Below are 23,412 nucleotides of genomic sequence, written 5' to 3' on the forward strand. Positions count from 1 at the left end.
GGGCCGCCGAGAGTCTTGATCTGCCCGCACCCGCGCGGCCGACGAATGGACCGACGCCCGAAAATCTCCCGAAAGCCGCATAGTCCGTGGTCTCCGGTAACGAACGGTCATCCGGAGCGGATCTCAGTGCGAAGTGACCGGAACATATGATCGCCGGTCTGCATCCAACGAGTGAAGAGTCGTCTCAGGGCTGGGTGGTCAAAGTGAGCGCACTCGCACCGGAGGACCCGCAGTGGATCGGCAGGTACTGGCTGGCCGGTCGACTGGGCGCCGGTGGGCAGGGTGTCGTGTACGAGGCCTACGGTGAGGATGGGGACCGCGTCGCGTTGAAGGCCCTGTTCACCCATGACGGGGCGGAGTTGCGGGACCGGTTCGAGCGAGAAGTCATCGCCGCGCGACGTGTCGCGTCCTTCTGCACCGCCCGGGTGCTGGACGCCGACCTGGCCGGCCGTACTCCCTACATCGTGAGCGAGTACGTGGCAGGGCCGAGCCTGCGCCGGGCGGTGCAGGACGGGAGGCGCTTCGCCGGAGACGATCTGTACCGGCTGGCCACCGCGATCGCGACCGCGCTGACGGCCGTGCATGACGCCGGCGTGACGCACCGTGACCTCAAACCGGACAACGTACTGCTCGCTCCCGACGGGCCACGCGTGATCGACTTTGGCATCGCGCGTACCGAGGAGATGTCGCTGACCTCCACCGGCATGATCGCGGGTACCCCGACCTACATGGCGCCGGAGGTGTTCACCGGTCGCCGCGCCACAGCCGCCGCTGACGTGTTCGCCTGGGGCGCGATCGTGCTGTACGCCACCACCGGCCAGGACCCCTTCACTGCTGACCATCCCAGTGCGATCATCCACCGGGTGCTGTCGCTGGAGCCGGATCTGAGCCCACTTCCAGACCGGCTACGGCCACTGGTGGCCGCCGCCCTTTGCAAAGATCCCGATGACCGTCCCACCGCTCGGGACCTGCTGTTCGCCCTGGTCAGCACCGCCACACCGGCCACGTCCGGCCTGCTTGACGCCGGGCGGGAGAAGGCGCGCGGCATCCGGACACCCGCGGCGCCCGATCCCGGGCTCGGTACGCTGGCCGAGGACGCCTACCAGCTCCTGGGCAGCGCGGAGCAGGAGCTTGTCCCCGATGTGCTGCTGCGAATGATCACTGTGGGGGATGACGGCAGAGAGCTCGCCAAGCCCGCGCTGCTGGCCGACCTGCTGCAGGACCGGCCGGCTCCCGAAGCGGCCGCGATCCGCGACATCCTGAACGTCTTCACCTACCTGATCTCCACCCGGGACGACGAGATCTTTCTGTCGCGCCCCGCGGTGCTGCGCGCCTGGCCGCGGCTCCGCGGCTGGGTGAACGCCGACAAAGACGGGCTGAAACTGTTCGATGAGGTGGCCGTCTCGGCCCGGCGATGGTCGGCCCACGGCAGGAAGGACACCGACCTGCTGCAGGGCAGCCGGCTCGAGGTCGTACAACAGTGGGCCACCACCGGTCGGCGCCATGTCCGCCTCAACTCGTTGGAGCGGACATTCCTGCAAGCCAGTTCCGGTCTTGGGCGGCGCCGAGTCCGCGTGCGCCGCGTCGTCTCCGCTGTCCTGGCCGTGCTGCTCGTCATGGCCGTCGCCCTTGCCGGCTGGGCCGAGATCAACCGGCGAGATGCCAACGACCAGCGCTGGCAGGTCGCCTCCCAGCTCGACCAGGCCGTTTCTCGTACCGTGGCCGCGAAAGCCGTCTCGCTACGCGAATCCGATCCTGCGCTGGCGATGCTCCTGAGCATCGCCGCCTGGCGGATCGCGCCGACCTCTGACGCACGCTGGGCCGTCACCGGCTCCCTTGCCCAACCCGAGGTCCTGCGAAGGGCCACCGACGCTGTCGACCTGGGACAGGACGGCAGATCCCTGCTGCATGTCAGCGATGATCAGGTACGCATAACCGACTCGGCTACCGGTATGACGATCGCCACAGTGAAAGGGACCGGGAGAGGACCGGAGTCGGTGCATCTGTCAGCCGACCGACGGTTCTTCGCTGCGACGACCTGCGTCGACACGTCGGCCGCCGGGGGATGCGACGAGTTCCAGGCGCAGGTGTGGTCCACCCGCACCGGGGCCACGGTCGGCCGGGTGGCGAAACTGGACTTCGAGACGGCCCAGGACGAGATCCGCTTCGACAGCCGCGGCCGGCTGCTCTTCACATCCGGGCAGGCGGCCTGCGGCGCCCCGCCCCGGGTCCTCGTCGACACGGGCATCCCCGCCGGCGCCGGCCAAGACGCCTCCGAGCGACTGGCGGCCTGCATCACCAGCGGCGAACTCACCCTGGTGGACCGCACCACAGGAACCATCGTCGACACCCAGACGATCCCGAAGATCACTTCCGGGAAGGCGGCGCTCAGCGCCGACGGCCGGCGCATAGTCGCCACCTGGGCCCGGCCTGACCCGCAACATCCTGGCAGCCTCTGGGACGACGGACAGGTAGTGGACCTGTGGGAAGTGACCGGCAGCGGAACACACGCGAAAATCACCCGGCTGCTCGGCCGCAGAACCTATCTCTCGGCAGTACCGGGCGACGATTTCACGGTGCAGCGAACCGGACTCGGGTGTGTAGCCGACCATCTGCTGATCAGCCGCTCCGGACAGGTCAGCGCGCAGGACTCCTGCCATGTCGCAACACTGTGGGGATCCCCGGATCGCCCCGGCAGGCAGAACCTGGCATGGCGTACCTGGCCGAAAGGCGTTCCCCATCTCGAACAGCTGGCGGACATCGACCATCCCAGCATCATCAAGATGGCGTTCACCGCCGATGGGAGAGGTCTCGCCATCCTCGGATCGGGGGACTTACGCGTCCTGGACATGAGCCCCTACATCGGCACATCAGCCGCGGCCACCCATCGGCCGGCTCGGGCAGCCGCCTTCTCCGTCGACGGCAGAACCCTGGCCGTCCTGGAGGATGCGGCGGTCAGGTTGGTCGACGCGACCACGGGCCGCGACCTGTACCGCCCACTGACCGGCTCATGGATCTCCCCTCCGGCGACCACCGACTTCTCGTCATGGCAGGAACCTCTGCGGTTCACACCCGACGGACGAACCCTGGCCGTTCGTACGTCCAGGACACAGATCACTCTGGTCGAGGTCGCCACCGGCGACATCCTCGGCCACCTCTCATCCCCAGCGAATCAATCCATCAGGGCCCTGGACTTCAGCCCGGATGGACGCACCCTCCTGGCGGGGACTGACAGCGGTATCCAGGTCTGGGACGTGACGACTCGCCGGCGGATCACACAGATCACCGAAGCTCCTGCCTATCATCTCTACAGTCACGGAGTCGCTACGGTGATCACCGGCGATCCGGGTGACGGGATCTGCCTGGTCGACACGACCACGAAGAAGAAAGACTGCCCGGCTTCGGGATTCCATCTCAGCCCTCTTGAAATCGTCCCTTTGCCGGCGTCGTCGCAGCACGACGACGTTGTCCTCGGCGGTGCGGACGGTTCCGTCATCACCTGGGACTCGCGGACCAGGACCGCGACCAGTCCTGTGCTGCGCGGCCACTCCGAAACCGTGCTCGCCGCCGCCCTGTCCACAGATGAACGTCTGCTGGCCACGGGATCACACGACAACACCGTCCGGCTGTGGGATCCAGCAGCCGGCGCATCCATCGGACCGCCGTTTCCGCAGAATGGCGACGTCCTCGCCGTGGCGTTCGAGGCCGGCGGTGAGGTGTTGCACAGCGTGGACGTGACGGGAACCCTGCACAGCTATCCACTGGACCCGGAGAAAGTGGTGCCGATCCTCTGCGCCAAGATAGGCCGCGACCTCAGCAATCAGGAATGGCGGAACCACATTCCCGGCGCGGCACCCCAAACGTTATGCCGCACCTGACCCTGTAGCCACGGAGGGCCTGCCGGTACCGCAGGCGCAGCGGACGCTGCGCTCCCGCGCGGCCGCGATCGAGGGCAGGGTGCAGATGGACCGGCTGTCCCGCGAGCAGGAGGCCGGTTCTGGGCGGAGAGCCGGCCTGGTCCGAGCGTGCGGAGCCGACGCTGAGGGTCAAGATCCGCCGTACCTGGGCGGCGGTCCGGGCCGGGCTCTGATACGTTGTCGGCATGATCCAGAAGTTCATCCGTCTTCGTAACGCCTGACGCAGGTCTGCTCGCCGGTCGTTCAGCGACCAGCGCCAGTCAAGGCGGCCCGCGGCCAGGTGCGCCAGCGCAAGCAGCGCGCCACAGTCGTCATGGCCGCCGCCCGCCGACGTCATGTCACGACCTGCCCCGCAGGTTTGCGGCAGCGGCATGCCATTCCCCGGCACTGCAAGGCGTCTTCGTCACGCCTTTTATCGAAACGGACTGTTCTTCATGCGATCCACTTCCAACCACTCGTCGTCGCCCACGTTCGTGCTGGTCCACGGCTCCGGCAGCAGCTCCTTCATGTGGGCCTCGGTCCAGCGTGAGCTGGCGTTGCTCGGTCACCGCAGCTACGCCGTCGACCTGCCGGGCCACGGCCTCGACGCCCAGTACCCGCTCGCCTACCAGGCTCCCCAGGACCTCGACGCGTGGGCGGCCGAGCCGTCGACGCTGGCCATGGTCACCCTGCGGCACAACGTCGACGCGGTCGCCGACGTGGTCCGGCGCGTGGCGGAGCACGGGCCGGTGGTGCTGGTCGCGGCCAGCCTCGGCGGCGTCACCATCTCCGGCGTGGGCAACGCGATCCCCGAGCTGGTGAGCCGGCTCGTCTACATCTCGGCCTGGTCGTGCGTCCGGCTTCCCAGCCCGATCGCGTACATGCAGGAGCCCGAGTTCGCGGACAACCTGATGGCGCCGCTGGCGGCGTTCAACGTCGGCGATCCCGCCCGGCTCGGGGTCGGCCGGGCCAACTACCGCACCGCCGACGCCGAGCTGCTCGACGCGCTCAAGGCCGCGACCATGGCCGACGTCAGCGACGAGCAGTTCCGCGCCTTCCTCAACATTCTGCAGCCGGACGAGTCGATCGCGGTGATGACGGCCGACGCCCGCGTCGACGCCGCGACGTGGGGCACGATCGCCCGCTCCTACATCCGGCTCACCGGCGACCGGTCCGTCCCGGTGGCCATGCAGGACAGGCTGATCGCCGAGGCCGACGCGCTGACGCCCGGCAACCCGTACGACGTGCACACCCTGGACACGTCACACGCGGGGTTCGTGTTCAGGGCGGATGAGGTGGCCGCCATTCTGGACAAGGTCGCCGTCTAGCGACGGTGCGCGTACGGCTTGGCGGAGTGGCCGCCAAGCCGTACGCGGGCGCGGTCCCCGCGCCTTGCCACCCGTCAGGAGCCCAGGGAGAACGAAAACGGCTCGCCAGGAGGCGAGCCGTTTCGAGAAAGTACAGGTCAGCGCCCTGCGAGTGGGTGCGCCGCCAGGGACTCGAACCCCGGACCCGCTGATTAAGAGTCACTGGCTTTTGTGTCAGGCCATGCCCCGATGTCCTTCCTTGCAATGCTCCGCCTCCTTTCGCCGTTCTCGAAATGCCCCAAAATGCCACCGCGTGTTCCGGGCGACAGGCTCTCTTATGCGTCCTTTTACATTGAAGACCGGGTCGAGAACGGCGATCATTTGGTGTGCTCCTCAGCAATCGTGCCGTCTTCGCCAGCTCCGACCTCGACGAGGTCCGCGGCGAGGTCGCCAAGGTGTTCTGCCCGCACCGGCTGGATCTGGCCGGCGACGCGGACCTGCTGTCGGCCCGGTTCAACTCCGTCCAGCTCGGCTCGGTCCGCGTCAGTTACCTCGATTACGGGGCCGACGTGCACATCGAACCAGGCGACCTCGATACGTTCTTCCTGGTCATGATCCCGCTCGCCGGGCGAAGCCTGATCCGCGTCGGCGACAAGGAGATCGTCTCGACCTCGTCGCTGGCCTCGCTGCCCTCGCCGACCCGCCACCTCGACATGCGCTGGGCCGCCGGCTGCCCCCAGTTGGTGGTCAAGTTCGAGCGCACCTCGATCGAGCGCGCGTTGGAGCAGATGCTCGGCGAACAACTTGACGACCCGGTCGTCTTCGACCCGGGCATGGACCTGACGACGGGCTGGACCCGATCCTGGCGGGGCATGGCCGACCTGCTCGTCAGGGAGGCCGAGCGCGACGACGGACTGACCGGCCATCCGCTGGCCATCGCACACCTGGAGAACGCCCTGATCACCCTGCTGCTGACCATGCAGCCCTCCAACTACCTGGAACGGCTGACGGCACCCAGGCCGCCCGCTCTGCCGAAGGTCGTGCGCCGGGCGATGGAGTTCATCGAAGGGCACGCGCACCTCCCGCTCACCACTACCGACATCGCCGGCGCCGTCGCGGTCAGCAGCCGCTCTCTGCAGGAAGGTTTCCGCGCGCATCTCGGGCTGACCCCCATGACCCACCTCAGGCAGGTGCGACTGGCGCGGGTCCACGATGAGCTCAGGACGGCCGACCCCGCCAGGGCCACGGTGACCACGGTGGCCGCCCGATGGGGCTTCCTGCACCAGGGACGTTTCGCCGCCCAGTACCGCGAGAGGTACGGGCAACCGCCGTCGGAGACGTTGCGCAGGGGTTCCGCGTCAGGTGGATGAGATCCGCGCTCCGCGGATGGCTCGGGCGGACGCACCGGCCGTACCTTTCTTGTCAGGCGCCGATCGCAACCCCACTCCTGACACCGAAGGGACACACCACCATGCGCGACATCCTCATCGTCGGTGCCGGTCAGGCCGGCCTCCACCTGGCCATCGGCCTGCTCCAGCACGGCTACGACGTCACGGTGGTCTCCAATCGCACCCGCGAATCCATCCGCGACGGCCGGGTGATGTCCGGCCAGGCTATGTTCGGCACCGCGCAGGCTTACGAGCGTGAGCTCGGCCTGGACTGGTGGGCCGACGTCTGCCCGCCCATCGAGGGCATCGCGCTCACGGTTCCCGGCCCGGAGGGAGACAAGTTGCTCGACTGGGCGGCGCGGCTGGACGTCCCGGCCCGCTCGGTCGACCAGCGGCTGAAGATGCCGGCCTGGATGGGCGAGTTCGAACGGCTCGGCGGCAAGCTGGTCCTGCACGACGCCACCCCCGAGGACCTGGAGAGCTATGCCGCCCGGTACGACCTGGTCCTCGTCGCCGCGGGGAAGGGACAGATCGCCTCGCTCTTCGAGCGGGACCCCTCGCGCTCCCCGTACGCCGCTCCGCAACGCGCGCTGGCGGTCACCTACGTCAACGGTCTCGCCCCCCGCCCCGATCACTCGGCGGTCTGCTTCAACCTGCTCCCCGGCGTGGGCGAGTACTTCGTCTTCCCCGGGCTCACGCACACCGGCCCCTGCGAGATCATGGTGTTCGAGGGCGTGCCGGGCGGTCCCATGGACTGCTGGGGCGACGTGCGCGGCCCCGCCGAGCATCTGGCGCGCAGCCGCCAGATCCTGGAAACCTTCTTCCCGTGGGAGGCCGAGCGCTGCGCCGGGATCGAGCTCACCGACGCCAACGCGGTCCTGACCGGCCGCTTCGCCCCCACGGTTCGCCGTCCTGTCGCCGTTCTGCCCTCCGGCGCACCGGTACTCGGCGTGGCCGACGTCGTGGTGCTCAACGACCCGATCACCGGGCAGGGCAGCAACAACGCCGCCAAGTGCGCCGCCACCTACCTGCAGGCCATCGTGGAACGGGGCGCGCAGCCGTTCGACGCGGACTGGATGCGGCGGACCTTCGATCTCTTCTGGACGCAGGCCCAGCATGTCACGAACTGGACCAACGCCCTGCTGGCGCCTGCCGAACCCCACCACCTGGCGCTCCTGGGGGCCGCCGGACAACACCCGGAGATCGCCTCCCGCTTCGTCAACGGCTTCGACAATCCGGCCGACTACGCCGACTGGTTCATGGACGCCGCCCGAGCCGAGACCTACCTGAGCACGGTCGCGGCATGAGATCGCTCCGTGAGGCCTTCGGGCAGTTCGCGACCGGGGTGGCGGTGATCACGACGGCGACCGCCGATGGGGAGCGGGCCGGCGTGACCGTCAACTCCTTCACCTCGGTCTCGCTCGATCCGCCGCTGGTGCTCTGGTGCCTGTCGAACCGGGCGCCCAGCGCGCCGCTCTTCCTGCGGGCTGGGCGGTTCGCCGTCAACGTCCTCGCCGCCGACCAGGACCACCTGTCCAGGCGCTTCGCCACGCCCTCAACCGACAAGTTCGCCGGGGTGGAGTTGCTCGGCACGCCCCTGCCGATACTCGCCGGGACGCTGGCCAGTTTCGTCTGCCGTACGGAGCGCGTCCACGACGGCGGCGACCATCACATCTTCGTCGGGGCAGTGGAGCGCTACCAGCGGGCCGAGGGGGAGCCGCTCGTCTTCCACTCCGGCCGCTACCGGGAGTTCTGGCCCGCAATCGGTGCCGGCGCTGCGTGATCCCTGCCAGGCTGTGCCGTGCCGAAGATCGGCGATCTTACGAGTGTGGTGTTCGCGGGACGATCTGCCCCGGCCGTCGAGAAAGTGGCGACCTCATTCGGGTCATGGACCGTACTCGCGACGAGCCGGCGCCGTGCCCGGTGTGTGGGGCGCCGACCGGCCGGGTGGTCGTTCTCGACGCGGGGACCGGGGCGGTCGTGACAGCGTTCGTCCCGCCCGCCCGTCCGACGGCGATCGCGTCACATCCGGACCGGTCGCTGGTGGTGCCCGGCGGGCGGGACGGCTCGCTGTCGTGGGATGCCCGCTCGGGGCACTGCCTCGGGCGCGTTCAGGCACATGGCGACTGCGTCCGCGCGTCGGCGCTCGCCATCGGCACCGACCTGATTCCCAGGATGGAACGCCCGCGCTCTGGCGGCTGCACGGCCGTGGTCCCGTAGGCCGCTTCCCGCCCCCAAGCCCGTCGGCTTCGATCGCCACGACGGTCACGGCTCCGCCGGAATGATGCCCATATCCGGTTCTAGTCACGATGACAACCGCGACATCAAGCCCGAGCCAGGTGATCCCACTACCAGCGACGATGCCTCAGAGATCACTAAATGCGGCTGTCCTGCCAGGTCAATCAGAATCCAGAGGCTCCACCCTCTCTTCGCTTTCGTCCCACGGCTCGCCGGAACGCGGAACCTGCTGCGTGGGAACGTTGTCACTCGAGCCGGTCGTATCCTTGTCTGCCCAGGGATCGTCCCCTCTCCCCTTGCCAAAGGCACCCATATTCGCACGGCCAACCTGTTTTTCATCTTTCCCAAAGCTTTTTGCGATGTTGTCGCCCGCTCGAGTACCTATGGAGGCTGATGGGCTGACGCTATTCGGTCCGGCGGGTGCGAGGCGGGGTTGATGAGGCCTGAGGTGTTCAAGGGCTCTTTGCAGCGGCCGGGTGACGAGACGGTCGAAGATCTCGGCCAGGGTTCTGTTCGCGCCCTGGTCGGCTTCACGCAGGACCAGTCCCCACTTCTGCCGCCCCTTGAGTAGTTCCGCGTTGGCCCTCGCGGGACCTGTCGGGCCGCCCAGCAGGTAAGCCGTGTACACCGCAAGAGCGGTGCCGGCGGCTATCGTGATCAATGCTGTCTGGCTGCCCTTCACCACCCTGGCAGCACCTCCGACCACCTCCGGGATGTTCCCTACGGCGGAGCTGACCTGCGCCGTCAAATCATCGATCAGCGAAGTGCGGTCGGCCAGGGCCGCAGCCCCCGAGCCGGTATAGCTCGCCGGATTCCCACCTATCCCGATCGTCTTCGCAAGCTCGGCCCTCGCTCCGGCGGCGGACCGGCCGACGGAGGCACCTGCCGCTCGGAAGCCGTCGCCACTATTTTCCATGCCGTCCGTGTCGACAGCGGGATAAGCGACCTGCATGGCTGCCATCATCGGCCGGACCTCACCTGGCACTTCGATGTTCACAGATTCTCCTGCAACTCCCGGACCGCTTGCAGGCTGGTGTCCTCGGCGCCGCATATACGTCCCGCCGCCATGCTCAGCTCGGCACCGGTTCCGGCGATCATCGCACCAAGCTCTTGCTGTGCTTCGCGCCATGGCAGGCGCTCACGGTCGCAGCGAATCCACCGATCAGCCAGCTGTCGCCCCAGGAGGAGGCTGATTGTTCGGGAGTATGGATGACTCACGCCTCTGAGCATGACCAGGAATTGCTCGATCGGTTCATGGCTCAGACGCGACGGGCGATGCGGAGACTCCAGGAGGCGGAGACATCTGCCGACCGGGTGGTCGGGGAAGGCATGAGCGCGGACGGCCTCACCGAGGTCAGCGCCGACGGGCACAGTCATGTGACCAAGACCAGACTCGACCCGCGGGTCCTCCGGCTCGACTGATGTACCCCGAGTTCCGTGGAGTCGGCTCGGTTGGCTGTCATGCCAGCTGTGTGTTTGCGTGAAGTATCTCGTATTCGATCGGAGTGAGCATCCCCAGCGCGCTGTGGCGTCGTTGCCGGTTGTGGAAGATCTCCAGGTACTCGAAGATCGCGTTGGCGAGTTCGATGCGGGTCCTCCACCGCCGGCGATTGAGCAGTTCAGTTTGCATCCGTCCCCAGAACGACTCGATCACCGCGTTGTCGTAGCAGTCACCGACCGACCCCATGGACGGAACGAGGCCGGTGGCCTTGGCCCGATCGGTGAACGCCCAGGAGGTGTACTGCACCCCGTGGTCGGAATGGATCACTGTTCCGGCTTGTGGCGCGCGATTATGGATCGCCATGCTGAGAGCATTGGTGACCAATGCCGCGGTCTGGCTGGAGTCGATCGACCAGCCCACCACCCGGCGGGAGCAGGCGTCCAGGACCACGCAGCAGTAGACCTTGCCCTCACGCGTGGGGTGCTCGGTGATGTCGGTGACCCACAACTGGTCCGGTGCTGTCCGGCTGAACCGGCGGTCAACCAGGTCAGCGGCGGTCGGCACCTGCCGGACCGGGCGGCGTCGCCGGTTGCCCGACAGTCCCTTCAACCCGGCCCGGCGCATCAGCATCTCCACGGCCCCGTGCCCGACCGCGATGCCGCGTCCCAGGACGAGTTCGGCATGGACCCGCCGTCCACCGTAGACGCCATGGGAGGCCGCATGGACCTGCTCGATGACGCCGGTCAGCCATGCATGCCGGACTGATCGAGGCGAGGGGGGACGGCTACGCCACGCGTAGAAGCCCGACTCCGGCACGCCCAGCACCCGGCAGCACACCTGGATGGACAGTCCTTCGGCGGCCATCAGCGCGATGACCTCGAACCGTCTTTTGGGGACACCACCTCTCGCAGCAGCTCAGCGGCTCGTCTGGTCACGGCCAGCTCGGTCTCCAGTTCGGAGATCCGCCGACGGGCCACCACCAGTTCGGTGTGATCGGAGGTGGACAGGCCGGGCTCCAGGCCGGGCCTGTGCACAGGGCCCGACACAGCCGCACCGCGTTTCGCGAGGCCGGTACGACCGCCGCCACCGGCCGATGTACACGATCTGTACACGCGAGCCCGCCAGGAGCCCAGGAAGAACGAAAACGGCTCGCCAGAAGGCGAGCCGTTTTGAGAAACCGCAGGTCAGCGGCCTGCGAGGTGGTGCGCCGCCAGGGACTCGAACCCCGGACCCGCTGATTAAGAGTCAGCTGCTCTAACCAACTGAGCTAGCGGCGCCCTGCGTGGAAAAGAATACAGGACTCGGGCGGGGGGTTCGTACATGTCGGGATCGTGGTGGGGCTTACCTGGGGGTTAGGTGGACGTGGTGGTGGCTTGACGTTTACCGGGGCGGGGCGGGGTAGCGAGAAGGGACCGATCGAGAGGAGAGAAGTCCGATGACTTCGGAGCTCTGGACTTTCCGGACCGACGTGCATGACGCCCCCCAGGGCCTTGAGCTGGTGGGGTACGACGTTCAGGCCACGGACGGCAAGATCGGGTCCGTGGACGAGGCGACCTACGAGGTGGGTCAGAGCTACCTCGTCGTCGACACCGGGCCGTGGATCTTCGGCAAGAAGGTCATGCTGCCCGCCAGCACCGTCATGCAGATCGACCCGCAGGACAAGAAGGTGCACGTCAGCCGTACGAAGCAGGAGATCAAGGACGCGCCGGAGTTCGACGACGCGCGCTTCAAGGAGGTCGAGTACCGCCAGCGGCTGGGTGACTACTACGGCCGCTTCCCCCATGGCGGGGCCCTCTGACAGGCCGCACGCCGCTCAGGCGAAGTAAGCGAGGGGGCCGCGCCCGGGCGCGGCCCCCTTCGGCGTGCGGCACCGGTTGTAAACGGGCGGCCATGTGGTGCCGCATGGTGACGCGGCTACGGTGACGGGGAGGGCCGCCGGGAGGAGTTCCCCCGAGCGGGCGGTTTCTCCGGAGATCGGGGGCATGTCGCCTCGGTTGGCGACGCGTATGTCCCCGGTTGGCAAGGAGGCCGGGCGGGCCATGCCCCGTGCCCCGGCGGACGGGAGATCGACCTCTTCCAGCGGGGGCCGTAGACGCGGGTCCAGCGGGGGTGTTGGAGGCCGGGGGCAGGCTGGGGTGGGCGGGGCTGGTTGGGGGTTAGGGCCAGACGGGGCTGCCGGAGGGTTCTACGGGGGCGATGATGTTGAGGCGTTCCAGCAGGGTCAGGAACGTGAAGGCGTACGGGGACGAGGCGACGACGGAGGCCACGCGGTTCCAGTCGACCTGTTCGCGGAGGGCTCTGACCTGGGGAAGCAGGGAGCCGTAGTCGCAGCTGTGCTCCGAGAGGGGCATCAGCCAGGAGATGACCAGGTCGGTGGCTTCGAGGACGGGGAGGATGACGGCGGACGCCTTCAGCGGCTCGGAGCGCTTGATCAGTTCGGGGGTGACCGGGCGGTCGGAGACGCGGAAGATGAGGTCGACGAGCCTGCCCTCGTCGAAGGCCTTGACGAGCCAGTCCTCGGGGGGTCGCTGGGTCCGGAAGCCGAGTTTGCTCAGGGTGTCGAGGGCGATCGGGACGTCGTCGTGTACGAGTACGAAGTCGACGTCGTGGAGTGACGGGGCGGCGCCGCGCGCATAGGCGGCACAGCCTCCGGCGAGAGCGAATCGCACACCTGCGTCTTTAAGCGCCGTCCCGGCCAGCTTGAGTGTTTCCAGGATCGCATCCGTGACCTCGTGGCTGTGGCTGCCCATGGAAGCGGGCTACCCGATCAACCGCGACCTAGACATGGGAAAGCCGGGTCCGGGTAGTGCGGCTCTGCCGAAATTCTGCCGCGCAACAGGAGAAGACCGGCAAAGCACCAGGAGAAGCCCAAGAGGACGGTACGGCATGAGCATGACCGGCTCTGACAAGAACCGCGCGACGACCCCCGACGCGCAGCCCCCCGCCACCACCCCGGCCCCGGCCCGTGACGCGACGCACGGCAGAACCCGAGACACGACGGCACCCCGGGCCCCCCGCCACGCCTTCGACAAGCCTGCGGCCCCGGCGCCCCCGGCCCCCCGCAACGCCTTCAACACGCCCACGACACCGGCACCCCGCGGAAACACCGGCAACGATCTCGACGAGGACCGCACGGTCACCGGTGGCCGGGAACACGCCACGGCCGAGAACCGCGAACACGGCGACGCCCGGGGACACGCCAGGACCGAGGACCGCGAACGCGACTACGACCAGGGACGCGTCCACGCGGAAGACCGCGAGGTCACCGGTGGTCGGGGACGTGCCAGGGGTGGGGATGAGACGCATAAGGAGCGGGTGGACAGGGAGCTGGCCGAGTTGCTCCAGGGGTTACGTGTGGCGGTGACGGGGGTGCAGGTGCTTTTCGCGTTCCTGTTCACCCTGCCGTTCGCGGCCGGGTTTCCCAAGGTCGACAACCTGGGGTACTGGCTGTTCTTCATCGCGTTGATGAGCGCGGCGTTCGCGTCGGTCTGCTTCATCACGCCGGCGGCGCAGCACCGGGTGCTGTTCCGGTCGAACCTCAAGGAGAAGATGCTGCACCGTGCCAACGAGCTGGGCGTGGCGGGGGCGGTGTTCCTCGCGGTGGCGATGACCAGCTCGGTCGCGCTGGTCGCGGAGGTGGTCCTCAACGCCTGGCCGGCGGCGTTGTTCGCGGCGGCGGTGGCGCTGACCGCGGGCTGGCTCTGGTTGCTCCAGCCGGCCCTCGACCTGCTACGGCTCCGCCGGAGCGAGCAGAGCACGGACAAGCAGGACTCAGACAGGCAGGACTCAGACAGGCAAGACACGGACAAGCAGCGCACGGAACGCTGAGAGGTTCACGCGGAGCAAGGCGACGCCCGTGGAACGGCCACGCACACACCGGGCCGCTCCTGGCCAAGGTTGTGCGTGGCCGTTTCGACATGCAAGCCGTCGTCCGCGTGCGGCCACAGCCACATCGGCGTGCGGCCACGGCAACGGAGGCAATCCTCCGGGGGGCGACGTCTTCGGTGAACGGGAGACCGAGGCCGAGCGGGGCCCGGGGATGCGTCACAGGCCGGGATTCTTCGGGGTCGTGACGATGGTCTGCAGGGCGTGGATCAATCGGTCCGCGTCCGAGGGGGGAAGTGGGGCGAGAAACCGCTGTTCCATCTCCTCGCGGGCCTGCTCGGCGCGGCGCAGGCAGTCCTGGCCCGTTGGTGTCAGCTGCACGGTGTTCCTGCGCCGGTCCTGGGCGCTGCGGTGGCGCTCGACGAGGCCCTTGGTCTCCAGGGTGTCGAGGAGCGCCACCATCGTGGTGCGGTCGATGCCGAGTCTGCCTGCCGCCTCCAACTGGGACAGCGGGTACTGCGTGGCGAGGACGGCCAGAACGGCCAGTTCGCGGCCGTCGATGCCGAACGGAGCGAGTGCCTGCGTGGACGCCTCGGTCAACCGCAGATACGCGTGTTTGAGCAGATAGCCCAGGCGGGAGGTGAGGACCTCTGAGCTGGATTCACCTGTCATGCCCCCACCCTATCCCAGGTGCTGACAATCAGGGCTGCTGACGATCCGCTATGGTGACGGTGTAGCCGCCTTCCGGAGGCGGCGCATCGAGCCGAAGGGCGCATACACGCGATGAGCGACCAGCACCAAGACCAGGTGACATTTGGCATCAAGACCACCCCGATGCGCACCACCTACGAGGAGATCTCCCGCGTATGGCAGGAGGCCGACACCCTGCCGCAGATCGCGGACGCATGGCTGTGGGATCACCTCATGCCTGTCGCCGGACCCAAGAACGGCCAGGTCCTCGAAGGGTGGACCCTGCTGAGCGCCCTGGCCGCACAGACCCGGCGTCTACGGCTGGGACTCCTGGTGACCAGCAACCGGATCCGTGAGCCCGCCGTCCTGGGCAAGATCGCCACCACAGTGGACGTGATCTCCCAGGGCCGCCTGATCATGGGACTCGGCGTGGGCGGCACCCATCAGCCCGCCGGCGCCGGGGGCGTCGCCGGCGAGAACCCCGCCGTCGCGGAGTACGACGCCTACGGCCTGACCCTGGTCCCCCCGGCCGAGGGCATCGCCCGCCTCGCCGAGACCATCGCCATCCTCAGGAACATGTGGACGGAAGACGTCTTCGACTTCCACGGGCGCTACTACACCCTCAAGGCCAACCGGAACGAGCCCAAGCCCGTCCAACGACCCGGCCCGCCGCTGCTGATCGGCGGCTGGGGCACGAAGACTCTGCGCCTGGTGGCCGAGCAGGCGGACATCTGGAACATCCCCGGCCCCCCGCACAACACCCTCGACTACATCACCGAACGCGCCCGCGTCCTGGACGCCCACTGCGCCGCCATCGGCCGGGACCGGCAGACGATCACCCGCTCCGTGCAGTACATCGTCTCCTACGACGACCCGGCCGGTGACCGGGAGGCGATCCTGGGGCTCGTCGACGCCGGCATGACGCACATCGTGCTGAGCCTGCGAAGCCCTTACCCCGCACAGGTCGCGCACTGGCTCGTCGACGAGATCATCACACCCGTGCGCACAGCCCTGTCCCGCTGAAGGCCATCAACGCCGCCGGTGAACGCCCCGATCCACGCCCCGCGAACGGCCTGCCGTACCGGTGGGACCGCAGGTCGGCGCCCCGCGAACGGCCTGCCGTACCGGTGGAACCGCAGGTCGGCGCCCCACCTTGCAAACCAGCACAAAACGGGACTCATAACGGAAGCAAGACGTTAGCCATACGGCTCTGAGGGCAGTTGAGGTCCATGGCTACATTGCTCTGGATCATCGCCGTAATACTCGTCATCGCTGGGATCTACGTGATCCTCGCCCGGCGCGACCTCCTGTGGGGGATCGTGCTCATCGTCGTCGGCTTCCTCGTGGGCCCGGGAGGCGTCAGCATCTTCCACCCATGACGCCCGCGCCCCGCGGGCGGCCACCGAAACTCCACCATCCACCGGCTGATCAGGGTGCGGCGGGCACCGCTTTCGGAGCGGGCCGCCGACCGCCCCTGACGACTCCAGCCCCATGATCATTCATCGGGGCCGCTACGAGGGGCGTCCGCCCTCACCCGCCACGGGTGAGGGCGAACCCTTGTCCACAAACCCCCGAAAGGCACCAAACCCCCGAAAGGCACCGAACGAAGCCCGGGGTCACCCTCGGGAGTGGGGACTACTCCTCGTCCGGGTCGCAGCCGTCGAGGCAGTACACCGCGTACGCCCGGCCCAGTACCGGCAGTGCGACGTTGCGGACCCTGATCCCGCCGGGTGTCATGCCCTTCTCCGAGCCCAGGTGGGCGTGGCCGTGCAGGATGAGGTCGGCGCCTTCGGCGTCCACCGCCTCGGCCAGCAGGTAGCTGCCGAGAAACGGGTAGATCTCCGGCGGCTCGCCGTCCAGGGTGTCCTTGACGGGGGAATAGTGCGACAGGACCACCTTGTGGTCGGCCTGGAGTTCCTTGAGCCCGACCCGCCAGCGCTCGGCGATCTCCTTCGTGTGCCGGACGAACGCCTTCGTCTCCGGCTCGCCGAACTCGGAGGCGCACTTGCCGGCGAAGCCGCCGCCGAAACCCTTGCCTCCGACGATGCCCAGCGTGCTGTGACCGTCGACAACCGTCGAGTTGTCGTCCAGTACGGTGACGCCGGCGTCGCGCAGCAGGCCGGAGATCTCCTCCTCGGCGTCGGAGTGATAGTCGTGGTTGCCCAGCACGGTGACCACCGGAATGGGCAGGCCGCGTAGTTCGTCCGCGACGACCCTGCCCTCCTGCACGGTGCCGTGCCGGGTCAGGTCTCCGGCGATCAGCAGGATGTCGGCGCGTTCCTCGATGCCTTCCAGCCGCGCCCGGAACCGGCCGCGCACGTCTTCGCCGAGGTGAATGTCGCCCACCGCCGCGATGCGCGTCTTCACAGAGACTCCTCCTCCCGGGGATCACGGATCTCCACGACGGTCAGCTCGTTGCGTACCTTCAGCTCGGGGGCCGCCTCGTGGGCGACTCCGGCGAGCGTCTCGCGGCGCCCTTCGCAGGAGACCTGCCCGCGCAGGAACAACTGGTCTCCCCGCACATCCACCCGTATGCCGAGTTCGTGCGTCCGTTCGTCCTCGGCGAGGGCGCGCTGGACCCGCGCGGCGACATACTGCGGAGCTTCCGCGCTCATGCTCACTCCCTTCCGCGAATGACCTGTCAGGACGACACGCCTGCCCGCGCCCGGACCGGCGAAACCGCCGCCGCGGGCCCCGCCGGGCGGCCGCATGAGGGGGCCCGCTGGGGGTACGGGGTCGTGGTACTGGTCCCAACCAGGCAGGAGGGGTCATGTGCGCACGTAACCGACCGCGGGAGAGGCCATCGGTGGCGGGCACGCCGACGGACGTGGTGCACATCCGTCTCGGCTCGTTCCTCTTGTTCTTCGCCATCGCGATGGGCGCGCTTGGTCTGGTGTCGCAGGTGCCCGTCCTCACCGGGATCATGGCGGTCGTCGCGGTCATCGCGGTCATCGACATCGCGGTAGCCGTCCACCGCCAGTCCCAACGGGAAAACGAGGAGGATGACAGTGCCGGAATGGAATGACGCCCCAGTGGAGGCCCCGTTCAAGACCGGTCCCGCGCAGGACGGCGCGTTCGCGGGCAAGGTCGTGGTGGTGACGGGCGCGAGCGGGGGCGTCGGCCGGGCTGTCGCGCGGCGCCTCGGCGACGAGGGCGCCGTCGTCGCGCTGCTCGCCCGCGGCGCCACCGGACTGTCCGCGGCGGCCGTCGAGGTCGGCGCGGCGGGCGGCAGCGGCATCGTCTACGAGACCGACGTCGCCGACTACGCGCAGGTCAAGGCGGCAGCCAAGCAGATCGAGGACGAGCTGGGCCCGATCGACGTGTGGATGAACATCGCGTTCTCCTCCGTGTTCGCCCCGTTCACCGAGATCGCGCCCGAGGAGTTCGAGCGCACCACCGCGGTCACCTACCTGGGTTACGTGTGGGGCACCAGGGTCGCCCTGGAGATGATGCGGACCCGCGGCCACGGCACGATCGTGCAGGCCGGGTCCGCCCTCGCGTACCGCGGCATCCCGCTCCAGTCGGCTTACTGCGGCGCCAAGCACGCGATCAGGGGGTTCACCGAGTCGGTGCGCACCGAGCTGCTCGGCGAGGGCAGCGACATCAAGATCACCATGGTGCAGCTGCCCGCCCTGAACACGCCGCAGTTCGACTGGGTGCTGTCCCGCCTGCGCGGCCACCCGCAGCCGGTGCCGCCCATCTACCAGCCGGAGGTGGCCGCGGACGCGCTGGTCTTCGCGGCACGCCATCCTGGGCGCAAGGAGTACTGGGTCGGCGGCTCGACCGCGGCGACCCTGCTCGCTCAGCGGGTCGCCCCCGCGCTGGTGGACCGGTACCTCGCCCGCTACGGCGTGAAGTCGCAGCAGACCGACGAGAAGCCGCCGACCGGGGTGGCCAACCTGTGGCAGCCGGCCGACAAGGACCGCGACTACGGCGCGCACGGCGGTTTCGACAACCGCTCGCACGGGCGCAGCCTCCAGGTCTGGTTCTCCCAGCACCGCCGGCTCACCGCCGCGGCCGTCGGCGGTCTCGCCGCGGGCGCGCTCCTCGGCGTCGCCCGCCGCCGCGCCGCACATCGCTGACACGGCCGGCGGCCGGCCCGTACGGCGCGGCCGTACGGGCGGGAGGTTTCCGGCAGGCCGTCCGGGTAGTCGAGCACGGACCCCCCGGCGGCCGCCGGTACGGCGGCGCCGGCCCGCGCCGACCGAAGGAGCCGTCCCATGTCCCAGCCTGACCTGCACTATCTGGCCGATCTGGCCGCTCAGCTCCGGGTGGACGCGGTGCGCGCCTCGGCCGCCGCGGGCTCGGGCCATCCGACGTCGTCGATGTCCGCGGCCGAGTTGATGGCCGTGCTCTTCGCCCGGCACCTGCGTTACGACTTCGCGTACCCGGACTCCCCGGCCAACGACCACCTGATCTTCTCCAAGGGGCACGCCTCCCCGTTGCTCTATGCCCTGTACAAGGCGGCGGGGGCGATCTCGGACGAGGAGCTGCTGACCTTCAGGAGGCGGTCGAGCCGGTTGGAGGGCCATCCGACGCCCCGGCTGCCGTGGGTGGACGTGGCCACCGGGTCGCTCGGCCAGGGGTTGCCCGTCGGCGTCGGGATCGCGCTGGCGGGGCACCGGCTGGACCATATGCCCTACCACGTGTGGGTGTTGTGCGGGGACAGCGAGATGGCCGAGGGGTCGATGTGGGAGGCGGCCGAGCACGCCGGTTACGAGGGGCTGGCCAACATCACCGCGATCGTGGACGTGAACCGGCTGGGCCAGCGCGGTCCGACGAGGTACGGCTGGGACACCGGGGCGTACGCGCGGCGGTTCGGCGCGTTCGGCTGGCACACGATCGAGATCGACGGGCACGACCCCGGGCAGATCGACTACGCGCTGGCCGACGCGCGTTCGATGCGCAGACGGCCGACGGCGATCCTGGCCAGGACGAGGAAGGGCGAAGGGGTCGTCGCGGTGGAGAACCGCGAGGGCAAGCACGGCAAGCCGCTGGCCGATCCGGACCTGGCGGTGGCCGAGCTGGGCGGGCGCCGCGACCTGCGGGTGGCGGTGCCGCTGCCGGACGGCGGCGGGGTCGTGCGCGAGGTGCGGAAGGAGCCGGTGCGGCTGCCGGAGTTCCCGGTGGGTGAGAAGGTGGCGACCCGGGCCGCGTTCGGCGAGGCGCTCGCGGCGCTGGGGTCGGCGCGCGGGGACGTGGTCGCGCTGGACGGGGAGGTCGCCGACTCGACCAAGGCGCAGACCTTCGCCGAGGCGCACCCGGACCGGTTCTTCGAGTGTTACATCGCCGAGCAGCAGATGGTGGCCGCCGCGGTGGGCATGCAGGTGCGCGGCTGGACGCCGTACGCGACGACGTTCGCGGCGTTCCTCACCCGGGCCCACGACTTCATCCGGATGGCCGCGGTGAGCAGGGCGGACATCCGGCTGGTGGGCTCGCACGCGGGCGTCGCGATCGGGCAGGACGGGCCGTCGCAGATGGGTTTGGAGGACCTGGCCATGTTCCGTGCGGTGCACGGCAGCACCGTGCTCTACCCGTGTGACGCCAACCAGACGGCGAAGCTGGTCGCGGCGATGGCGGACCGGGCCGGCGTCGGCTACCTGCGCACGTCCAGGGGCGAGATGCCGGTGATCTACGAGCCGGGCGAGGAGTTCCCGATCGGCGGCTGCCGGGTGCTGCGCAGTTCGCCGCAGGACGTGGCGACCGTCGTGGCGGCCGGGGTCACCCTGCACGAGGCGCTGGCCGCGGCCGGCGAACTGGCCGCGGACGGCGTCCGGGTGGAGGTCATCGACCTCTACTCGATCAAGCCGCTGGACGCGCAGGCGCTCAGAGGGGCCGCCACCCGCACCGGCACCATGATCACGGTGGAGGACCACTGGCCGGCCGGCGGGCTGGGCGAGGCCGTGCTCTCCGCGGTCGCCGACCTCGGCCCCCGGGTGATCAAGCTGGCCGTGCGCGTCATGCCCGGCTCGGCCGCCCCGCGGGAGCAGCTCGAAGACGCGGGCATCGACAGGAACGCCATCGTCCGCGCGGTCCGCGACCTGCTCTGACGACACCGCCCCGCACGGCGGAAGCGGCCCCGCCACGAGTGGCGGGGCCGCTTCCGGCAGGTCGGCCGACTCCGGTCAGCGCGACCGGGCCTTGGCGGTGGCCCGCCGGTTGGCCTTCTTGATGGCCTCGGTCAGCTCGGTCTTGCTCATCGAGGAGCGGCCCTTGATGTCGAGGCGCCGGGCCGTGTCGTACAGGTGCTGCTTGGACGCGTTCTCGTCCACGCCTTCACCCGTCCTGCCCCGCCTGGGCGTGCTCCTGGCGGCCTGCGGGTCGGACGGGCCCTTCCTGGCCTTCCGCTCCCAGTGGTCGCCGATCTTCTCGTACGAGTGCTTGAGCGCGCTGAACGCGGTGCGGTGGGCCCTTTCGCCCTCGCCGTACGTCTCCACCGCGGAGTCGTGCGCCTTGATCCAGGTGTTCTGCGCGTCCCTGCCCGATCGTCTGAGCGTGGACGGCAGTTCTTCGCGTGCGGGCATGACAGACACCTCCCGAAGCCCTACGCCTGCCCGCCGCGCCGGCACCGAAACAGCAGGTCAGATGCGAGGGTCGTCGTAGCGGCGCTCGGTCACCACGCGGCGGGCGCCGGGCTGCGCGACGGGGGCCTCCTCCCGGTCCACGACGACGGTACGGCGGGCCATGCTCACCCGGTAGACGCCGAAGAGCAGGCCGGCCAGCCCGCCCAGCATGAGGATGACACCAACGATGTTGATGTCCAGACCGGCGATGTTGTAATCGACGGCCCATGTCAGGATCGCTCCCAGCATGATGAGGATGATGCTCCCGGCGATGGTCATGGATTACCTCCTTGGAAACCAGCGCATGCTTACTTTCCTCTCCACGGATATCAAACGTCCGAGCCGGTGAGATCCGCGCTTCTGGGCAGGTAAATCCTGTTCGCCGTACCCGACCCCTCGGAGGTGTTCGCGTGACGAGGCCCTTTCCCCTCTCCGCCCCCATCGTCGTCGTCGGCCTGATGGGCTCCGGCAAGTCCAGCGTGTCCAGGCCGCTCGCCCAGGCGCTGGGCCGGGAGATGCGGGACAGCGATCCGGACATGCGCCGGCGGTACGGCCTGTCCGCCGCCGAGATGGCCGAGCAACTGGGAGCCGACCTGCTGCACGACCGGGAGGCCGAGCATCTGCGCGAGGCGCTGGCCGAGGAGCCGCCGCCGGTGATCGCGGCGGCGGCCAGCACGATCGAGCGCGCCGACATCCGGGCCCTGCTCCAGCCGGCCGTCGTCGTGTGGCTGGACGCGCCGGACGACGTGCTCGCCGAGCGCATGCTGTCCGGTTCGCACCGGCCGCACTTCGAGCCCGACCTGCGGGCCATGCTGGCCAAGCAGCGAGCCGTACGAGGCCCCTACTTCCAGGAGGTGGCGGACCTCACCTTCGACGTGTCGAAGCTGACGCCGGAGGAGATCGCCACCCAGATCCTGGACCGGCTCGGCTGATATACGTTTGCCCGGCGGCCGGGGGCCTGATACGCACTGTCGGTGAACTTCGCCAGCAAACCGACGCTCAAGGGCGAGCGTGTGGTCCTCCGCCCGGCCGGTCCCGAGCACGCCGACGGCCTGTGGGAGCTCGTCAACGATCCGGAGACGATCCGGCTGACCGGCTCGCACGGCCGGTTCGGGCGCGAGCACACCGACCTGTGGTACGCGACCCGGCACGAGCACGACGAGCGGCTGGACCTCGCGATCTGCGACGCGGCCGACGACTCCTACGTCGGCGAGGTGGTGCTGTACGAGCTGGACGCCAACAACCTGTCCTGCACGCTGCGGATCGCCCTGATCGGCCCGCGCGCCTACGGGCGGGGCTACGGCACCGAGACGCTGCGCCTGGTGCTGGACCACGCCTTCGGCGCCGTCGGGCTGCACCGGGTGTCGCTGGAGGTCTTCGACTTCAACGAGCGGGCCAGGCACGTCTACCGCAAGGTGGGCTTCGTGCAGGAGGGCGTGCTCAGGGACGCGTTGCACTGGGAGGGGCGGTGGCACGACGCGATCCTGATGTCGGTGCTGGCCCCGGACTGGAAGCCGGCCGGCTAGCTCAGGCCGCCTCGCCCAGTACGAACCACACGACCTTCCCTCCGCCGGGCGCCGGCACGACCCCCCAGTCGCCGGCCAGCCGGCCGACGATCAGCAGCCCCCGCCCGCCGGTGGCGTCGAGGTCGCCGTCCGTCTCCGCGGGCAGGCCCTCCCCGTCGTCGGCGATCTCGGCGTACACCCCGCGTCCCGCAAGGATCAGCCTGACCCGTACGGCGGTGCCGCCGTGCAGGACGGCGTTGGTGACGAGTTCGCTGACGATCAGCGCGCAGTCGTCGGCCATGTCGCCGTGCGCGGCCAGGTGGCGCAGGACCATGCCGCGCGCGGCGCGCACGCTGGTGACCTCGCCGGGGAGGATGCTCTCGTAGGTGCGCCGGGGCACGTCCACCCCCTCGATCACGGAGGTCGCTGTGGGATAGGGCACGCCGGCCTCCAGTAAGTCACAAGTGGGAGCGCTCCCATTCAGGCTAAACGCCCCCGGCGAGGTTTGTGAACCTACGCTCGGGGGCGCTCAACCGGCGCCGCCGCCACCTGCGCACCC

Annotated in this window: 24 protein-coding genes, 1 tRNA gene and 1 pseudogene; 16 read left to right on the top strand and 10 right to left on the bottom strand. The window is 69.2% G+C overall.

All coding sequences use genetic code 11. The features are described from left to right. Positions 1–146: 146 nt before the first annotated feature. From QSK26_RS04990 to QSK26_RS05015, 6 genes are all read left to right on the top strand, one after another. Positions 147–3,878: a protein kinase domain-containing protein gene (locus QSK26_RS04990; RefSeq protein WP_285773770.1), complete on the top strand. Its 3,732-nt coding sequence runs from the start codon at positions 147–149 to the stop codon at positions 3,876–3,878. 473 nt (positions 3,879–4,351) lie between these two features. Beyond that, on the top strand, positions 4,352–5,224 hold the full coding sequence (locus QSK26_RS04995; protein WP_285773771.1) for an alpha/beta fold hydrolase: 873 nt from the start codon (positions 4,352–4,354) through the stop codon (positions 5,222–5,224). A 365-nt stretch (positions 5,225–5,589) separates the two neighbouring features. Next, positions 5,590–6,573, top strand: coding sequence for an AraC family transcriptional regulator (locus QSK26_RS05000; protein WP_285773772.1), 984 nt, complete (start codon positions 5,590–5,592; stop codon positions 6,571–6,573). A gap of 101 nt (positions 6,574–6,674) precedes the next feature. Then, positions 6,675–7,898 (top strand): styrene monooxygenase/indole monooxygenase family protein, encoded by a 1,224-nt coding sequence (locus QSK26_RS05005; protein WP_285773773.1) that lies wholly within the window; start codon positions 6,675–6,677, stop codon positions 7,896–7,898. Then, positions 7,895–8,374 (top strand): flavin reductase family protein, encoded by a 480-nt coding sequence (locus tag QSK26_RS05010; protein ID WP_285773774.1) that lies wholly within the window; start codon positions 7,895–7,897, stop codon positions 8,372–8,374. Before QSK26_RS05005 ends, QSK26_RS05010 begins: the two co-directional genes overlap by 4 nt. Positions 8,375–8,478: 104 nt before the next feature. Next, complete coding sequence (locus tag QSK26_RS05015; protein WP_285773775.1) at positions 8,479–8,811, top strand: hypothetical protein; 333 nt, start codon at positions 8,479–8,481, stop codon at positions 8,809–8,811. Positions 8,812–8,989: 178 nt separating this feature from the next. On the opposite strand, the gene QSK26_RS05020 is transcribed toward QSK26_RS05015, so the two are convergent. Continuing rightward, positions 8,990–9,826, bottom strand: a complete 837-nt coding sequence (locus QSK26_RS05020) for a hypothetical protein (RefSeq protein WP_285773776.1) — start codon at positions 9,824–9,826, stop codon at positions 8,990–8,992. 257 nt (positions 9,827–10,083) lie between these two features. Here QSK26_RS05020 and QSK26_RS05025 point away from each other — a divergent pair, with 257 nt between their 5' ends. Next, positions 10,084–10,251 (top strand): hypothetical protein, encoded by a 168-nt coding sequence (locus QSK26_RS05025; RefSeq protein ID WP_285773777.1) that lies wholly within the window; start codon positions 10,084–10,086, stop codon positions 10,249–10,251. 37 nt (positions 10,252–10,288) lie between these two features. Here the strand turns inward: QSK26_RS05025 and QSK26_RS05030 are convergent. Beyond that, positions 10,289–11,155 (bottom strand): annotated as a pseudogene (locus QSK26_RS05030) (IS3 family transposase); the annotation flags it as partial. Between the two features lie 315 nt (positions 11,156–11,470). After that, positions 11,471–11,547, bottom strand: a tRNA-Lys gene (locus QSK26_RS05035). A gap of 158 nt (positions 11,548–11,705) precedes the next feature. Between QSK26_RS05035 and QSK26_RS05040 the strand changes: the two genes are divergently transcribed. Beyond that, on the top strand, positions 11,706–12,068 hold the full coding sequence (locus QSK26_RS05040) for a PRC-barrel domain-containing protein (protein WP_285773778.1): 363 nt from the start codon (positions 11,706–11,708) through the stop codon (positions 12,066–12,068). A 358-nt stretch (positions 12,069–12,426) separates the two neighbouring features. Here the strand turns inward: QSK26_RS05040 and QSK26_RS05045 are convergent, their stop codons facing one another. Next, positions 12,427–12,939: a hypothetical protein gene (locus QSK26_RS05045; RefSeq protein ID WP_285773779.1), complete on the bottom strand. Its 513-nt coding sequence runs from the start codon at positions 12,937–12,939 to the stop codon at positions 12,427–12,429. 223 nt (positions 12,940–13,162) lie between these two features. Between QSK26_RS05045 and QSK26_RS05050 the strand changes: the two genes are divergently transcribed. After that, the gene (locus QSK26_RS05050; protein ID WP_285773780.1) at positions 13,163–14,098 is read left to right on the top strand and encodes a DUF6328 family protein; all 936 of its coding nucleotides are present in this window, start codon (positions 13,163–13,165) and stop codon (positions 14,096–14,098) included. A gap of 216 nt (positions 14,099–14,314) precedes the next feature. Here QSK26_RS05050 and QSK26_RS05055 read toward each other — a convergent pair whose 3' ends face one another. Then, positions 14,315–14,767, bottom strand: a complete 453-nt coding sequence (locus QSK26_RS05055) for a MarR family winged helix-turn-helix transcriptional regulator (protein ID WP_285773781.1) — start codon at positions 14,765–14,767, stop codon at positions 14,315–14,317. 135 nt (positions 14,768–14,902) lie between these two features. Here QSK26_RS05055 and QSK26_RS05060 point away from each other — a divergent pair, with 135 nt between their 5' ends. After that, positions 14,903–15,808, top strand: a complete 906-nt coding sequence (locus QSK26_RS05060; protein WP_285773782.1) for an LLM class flavin-dependent oxidoreductase — start codon at positions 14,903–14,905, stop codon at positions 15,806–15,808. A gap of 206 nt (positions 15,809–16,014) precedes the next feature. Then, complete coding sequence (locus QSK26_RS05065) at positions 16,015–16,164, top strand: GPGG-motif small membrane protein (RefSeq protein WP_285773783.1); 150 nt, start codon at positions 16,015–16,017, stop codon at positions 16,162–16,164. 256 nt (positions 16,165–16,420) lie between these two features. Here the strand turns inward: QSK26_RS05065 and QSK26_RS05070 are convergent, their stop codons facing one another. Together QSK26_RS05070 and QSK26_RS05075 are read right to left on the bottom strand one after the other, a co-directional pair. After that, positions 16,421–17,152, bottom strand: coding sequence for a metallophosphoesterase family protein (locus QSK26_RS05070; RefSeq protein WP_285773784.1), 732 nt, complete (start codon positions 17,150–17,152; stop codon positions 16,421–16,423). After that, positions 17,149–17,400 (bottom strand): BON domain-containing protein, encoded by a 252-nt coding sequence (locus tag QSK26_RS05075; RefSeq protein ID WP_285773785.1) that lies wholly within the window; start codon positions 17,398–17,400, stop codon positions 17,149–17,151. The genes QSK26_RS05070 and QSK26_RS05075 overlap by 4 nt, the downstream gene beginning before the upstream one ends. A gap of 191 nt (positions 17,401–17,591) precedes the next feature. Between QSK26_RS05075 and QSK26_RS05080 the strand changes: the two genes are divergently transcribed. The 3 genes from QSK26_RS05080 (at position 17,592) to QSK26_RS05090 (ending at position 20,835) form a co-directional block, all read left to right on the top strand. Continuing rightward, positions 17,592–17,810 carry a hypothetical protein gene (locus tag QSK26_RS05080; RefSeq protein WP_285773786.1) on the top strand — a complete coding sequence of 73 codons (219 nt, stop codon included), beginning with the start codon at positions 17,592–17,594 and terminating at the stop codon, positions 17,808–17,810. A 7-nt stretch (positions 17,811–17,817) separates the two neighbouring features. Then, entirely contained in the window at positions 17,818–18,867 is a 1,050-nt protein-coding gene (locus tag QSK26_RS05085; RefSeq protein ID WP_285774181.1) for an SDR family oxidoreductase, read from the top strand. 138 nt (positions 18,868–19,005) lie between these two features. Further along, a complete protein-coding gene (locus tag QSK26_RS05090; RefSeq protein WP_285773787.1) occupies positions 19,006–20,835 on the top strand; it encodes a transketolase in 1,830 nt (609 codons plus the stop codon). A gap of 75 nt (positions 20,836–20,910) precedes the next feature. Here the strand turns inward: QSK26_RS05090 and QSK26_RS05095 are convergent, their stop codons facing one another. Both QSK26_RS05095 and QSK26_RS05100 read right to left on the bottom strand, forming a co-directional pair. Then, positions 20,911–21,309 carry a ChaB family protein gene (locus QSK26_RS05095; protein ID WP_285773788.1) on the bottom strand — a complete coding sequence of 133 codons (399 nt, stop codon included), beginning with the start codon at positions 21,307–21,309 and terminating at the stop codon, positions 20,911–20,913. A gap of 57 nt (positions 21,310–21,366) precedes the next feature. Continuing rightward, positions 21,367–21,627 (bottom strand): DUF6458 family protein, encoded by a 261-nt coding sequence (locus QSK26_RS05100; RefSeq protein WP_285773789.1) that lies wholly within the window; start codon positions 21,625–21,627, stop codon positions 21,367–21,369. A 131-nt stretch (positions 21,628–21,758) separates the two neighbouring features. Here QSK26_RS05100 and QSK26_RS05105 point away from each other — a divergent pair, with 131 nt between their 5' ends. Together QSK26_RS05105 and QSK26_RS05110 are read left to right on the top strand one after the other, a co-directional pair. Beyond that, positions 21,759–22,280, top strand: coding sequence for a shikimate kinase (locus QSK26_RS05105; protein WP_285773790.1), 522 nt, complete (start codon positions 21,759–21,761; stop codon positions 22,278–22,280). Positions 22,281–22,322: 42 nt separating this feature from the next. After that, positions 22,323–22,874 (top strand): GNAT family N-acetyltransferase, encoded by a 552-nt coding sequence (locus QSK26_RS05110; protein ID WP_285773791.1) that lies wholly within the window; start codon positions 22,323–22,325, stop codon positions 22,872–22,874. Position 22,875: 1 nt separating this feature from the next. Here the strand turns inward: QSK26_RS05110 and QSK26_RS05115 are convergent, their stop codons facing one another. After that, positions 22,876–23,295 (bottom strand): ATP-binding protein, encoded by a 420-nt coding sequence (locus QSK26_RS05115; protein WP_285773792.1) that lies wholly within the window; start codon positions 23,293–23,295, stop codon positions 22,876–22,878. Between the last annotated feature and the right edge of the window lie 117 nt (positions 23,296–23,412).

It is taken from the genome of Microtetraspora sp. NBRC 13810, assembly GCF_030268685.1.
Taxonomy (GTDB): domain Bacteria; phylum Actinomycetota; class Actinomycetes; order Streptosporangiales; family Streptosporangiaceae; genus BSRQ01.

What these genes read in the sequence shown, in the direction of transcription:
- QSK26_RS04990 (WP_285773770.1), top strand. Translation starts at nt 147, where the DNA reads ATGATCGCCGGTCTGCATCCAACGAGTGAAGAGTCGTCTCAGGGCTGG.
- QSK26_RS04995 (WP_285773771.1), top strand. Translation starts at nt 4,352, where the DNA reads ATGCGATCCACTTCCAACCACTCGTCGTCGCCCACGTTCGTGCTGGTC.
- QSK26_RS05005 (WP_285773773.1), top strand. Translation starts at nt 6,675, where the DNA reads ATGCGCGACATCCTCATCGTCGGTGCCGGTCAGGCCGGCCTCCACCTG.
- QSK26_RS05010 (WP_285773774.1), top strand. Translation starts at nt 7,895, where the DNA reads ATGAGATCGCTCCGTGAGGCCTTCGGGCAGTTCGCGACCGGGGTGGCG.
- QSK26_RS05015 (WP_285773775.1), top strand. Translation starts at nt 8,479, where the DNA reads ATGGACCGTACTCGCGACGAGCCGGCGCCGTGCCCGGTGTGTGGGGCG.
- QSK26_RS05025 (WP_285773777.1), top strand. Translation starts at nt 10,084, where the DNA reads ATGGCTCAGACGCGACGGGCGATGCGGAGACTCCAGGAGGCGGAGACA.
- QSK26_RS05040 (WP_285773778.1), top strand. Translation starts at nt 11,706, where the DNA reads ATGACTTCGGAGCTCTGGACTTTCCGGACCGACGTGCATGACGCCCCC.
- QSK26_RS05050 (WP_285773780.1), top strand. Translation starts at nt 13,163, where the DNA reads ATGACCGGCTCTGACAAGAACCGCGCGACGACCCCCGACGCGCAGCCC.
- QSK26_RS05055 (WP_285773781.1), bottom strand. Translation starts at nt 14,767, where the DNA reads ATGACAGGTGAATCCAGCTCAGAGGTCCTCACCTCCCGCCTGGGCTAT.
- QSK26_RS05065 (WP_285773783.1), top strand. Translation starts at nt 16,015, where the DNA reads ATGGCTACATTGCTCTGGATCATCGCCGTAATACTCGTCATCGCTGGG.
- QSK26_RS05075 (WP_285773785.1), bottom strand. Translation starts at nt 17,400, where the DNA reads ATGAGCGCGGAAGCTCCGCAGTATGTCGCCGCGCGGGTCCAGCGCGCC.
- QSK26_RS05090 (WP_285773787.1), top strand. Translation starts at nt 19,006, where the DNA reads ATGTCCCAGCCTGACCTGCACTATCTGGCCGATCTGGCCGCTCAGCTC.
- QSK26_RS05095 (WP_285773788.1), bottom strand. Translation starts at nt 21,309, where the DNA reads ATGCCCGCACGCGAAGAACTGCCGTCCACGCTCAGACGATCGGGCAGG.
- QSK26_RS05100 (WP_285773789.1), bottom strand. Translation starts at nt 21,627, where the DNA reads ATGACCATCGCCGGGAGCATCATCCTCATCATGCTGGGAGCGATCCTG.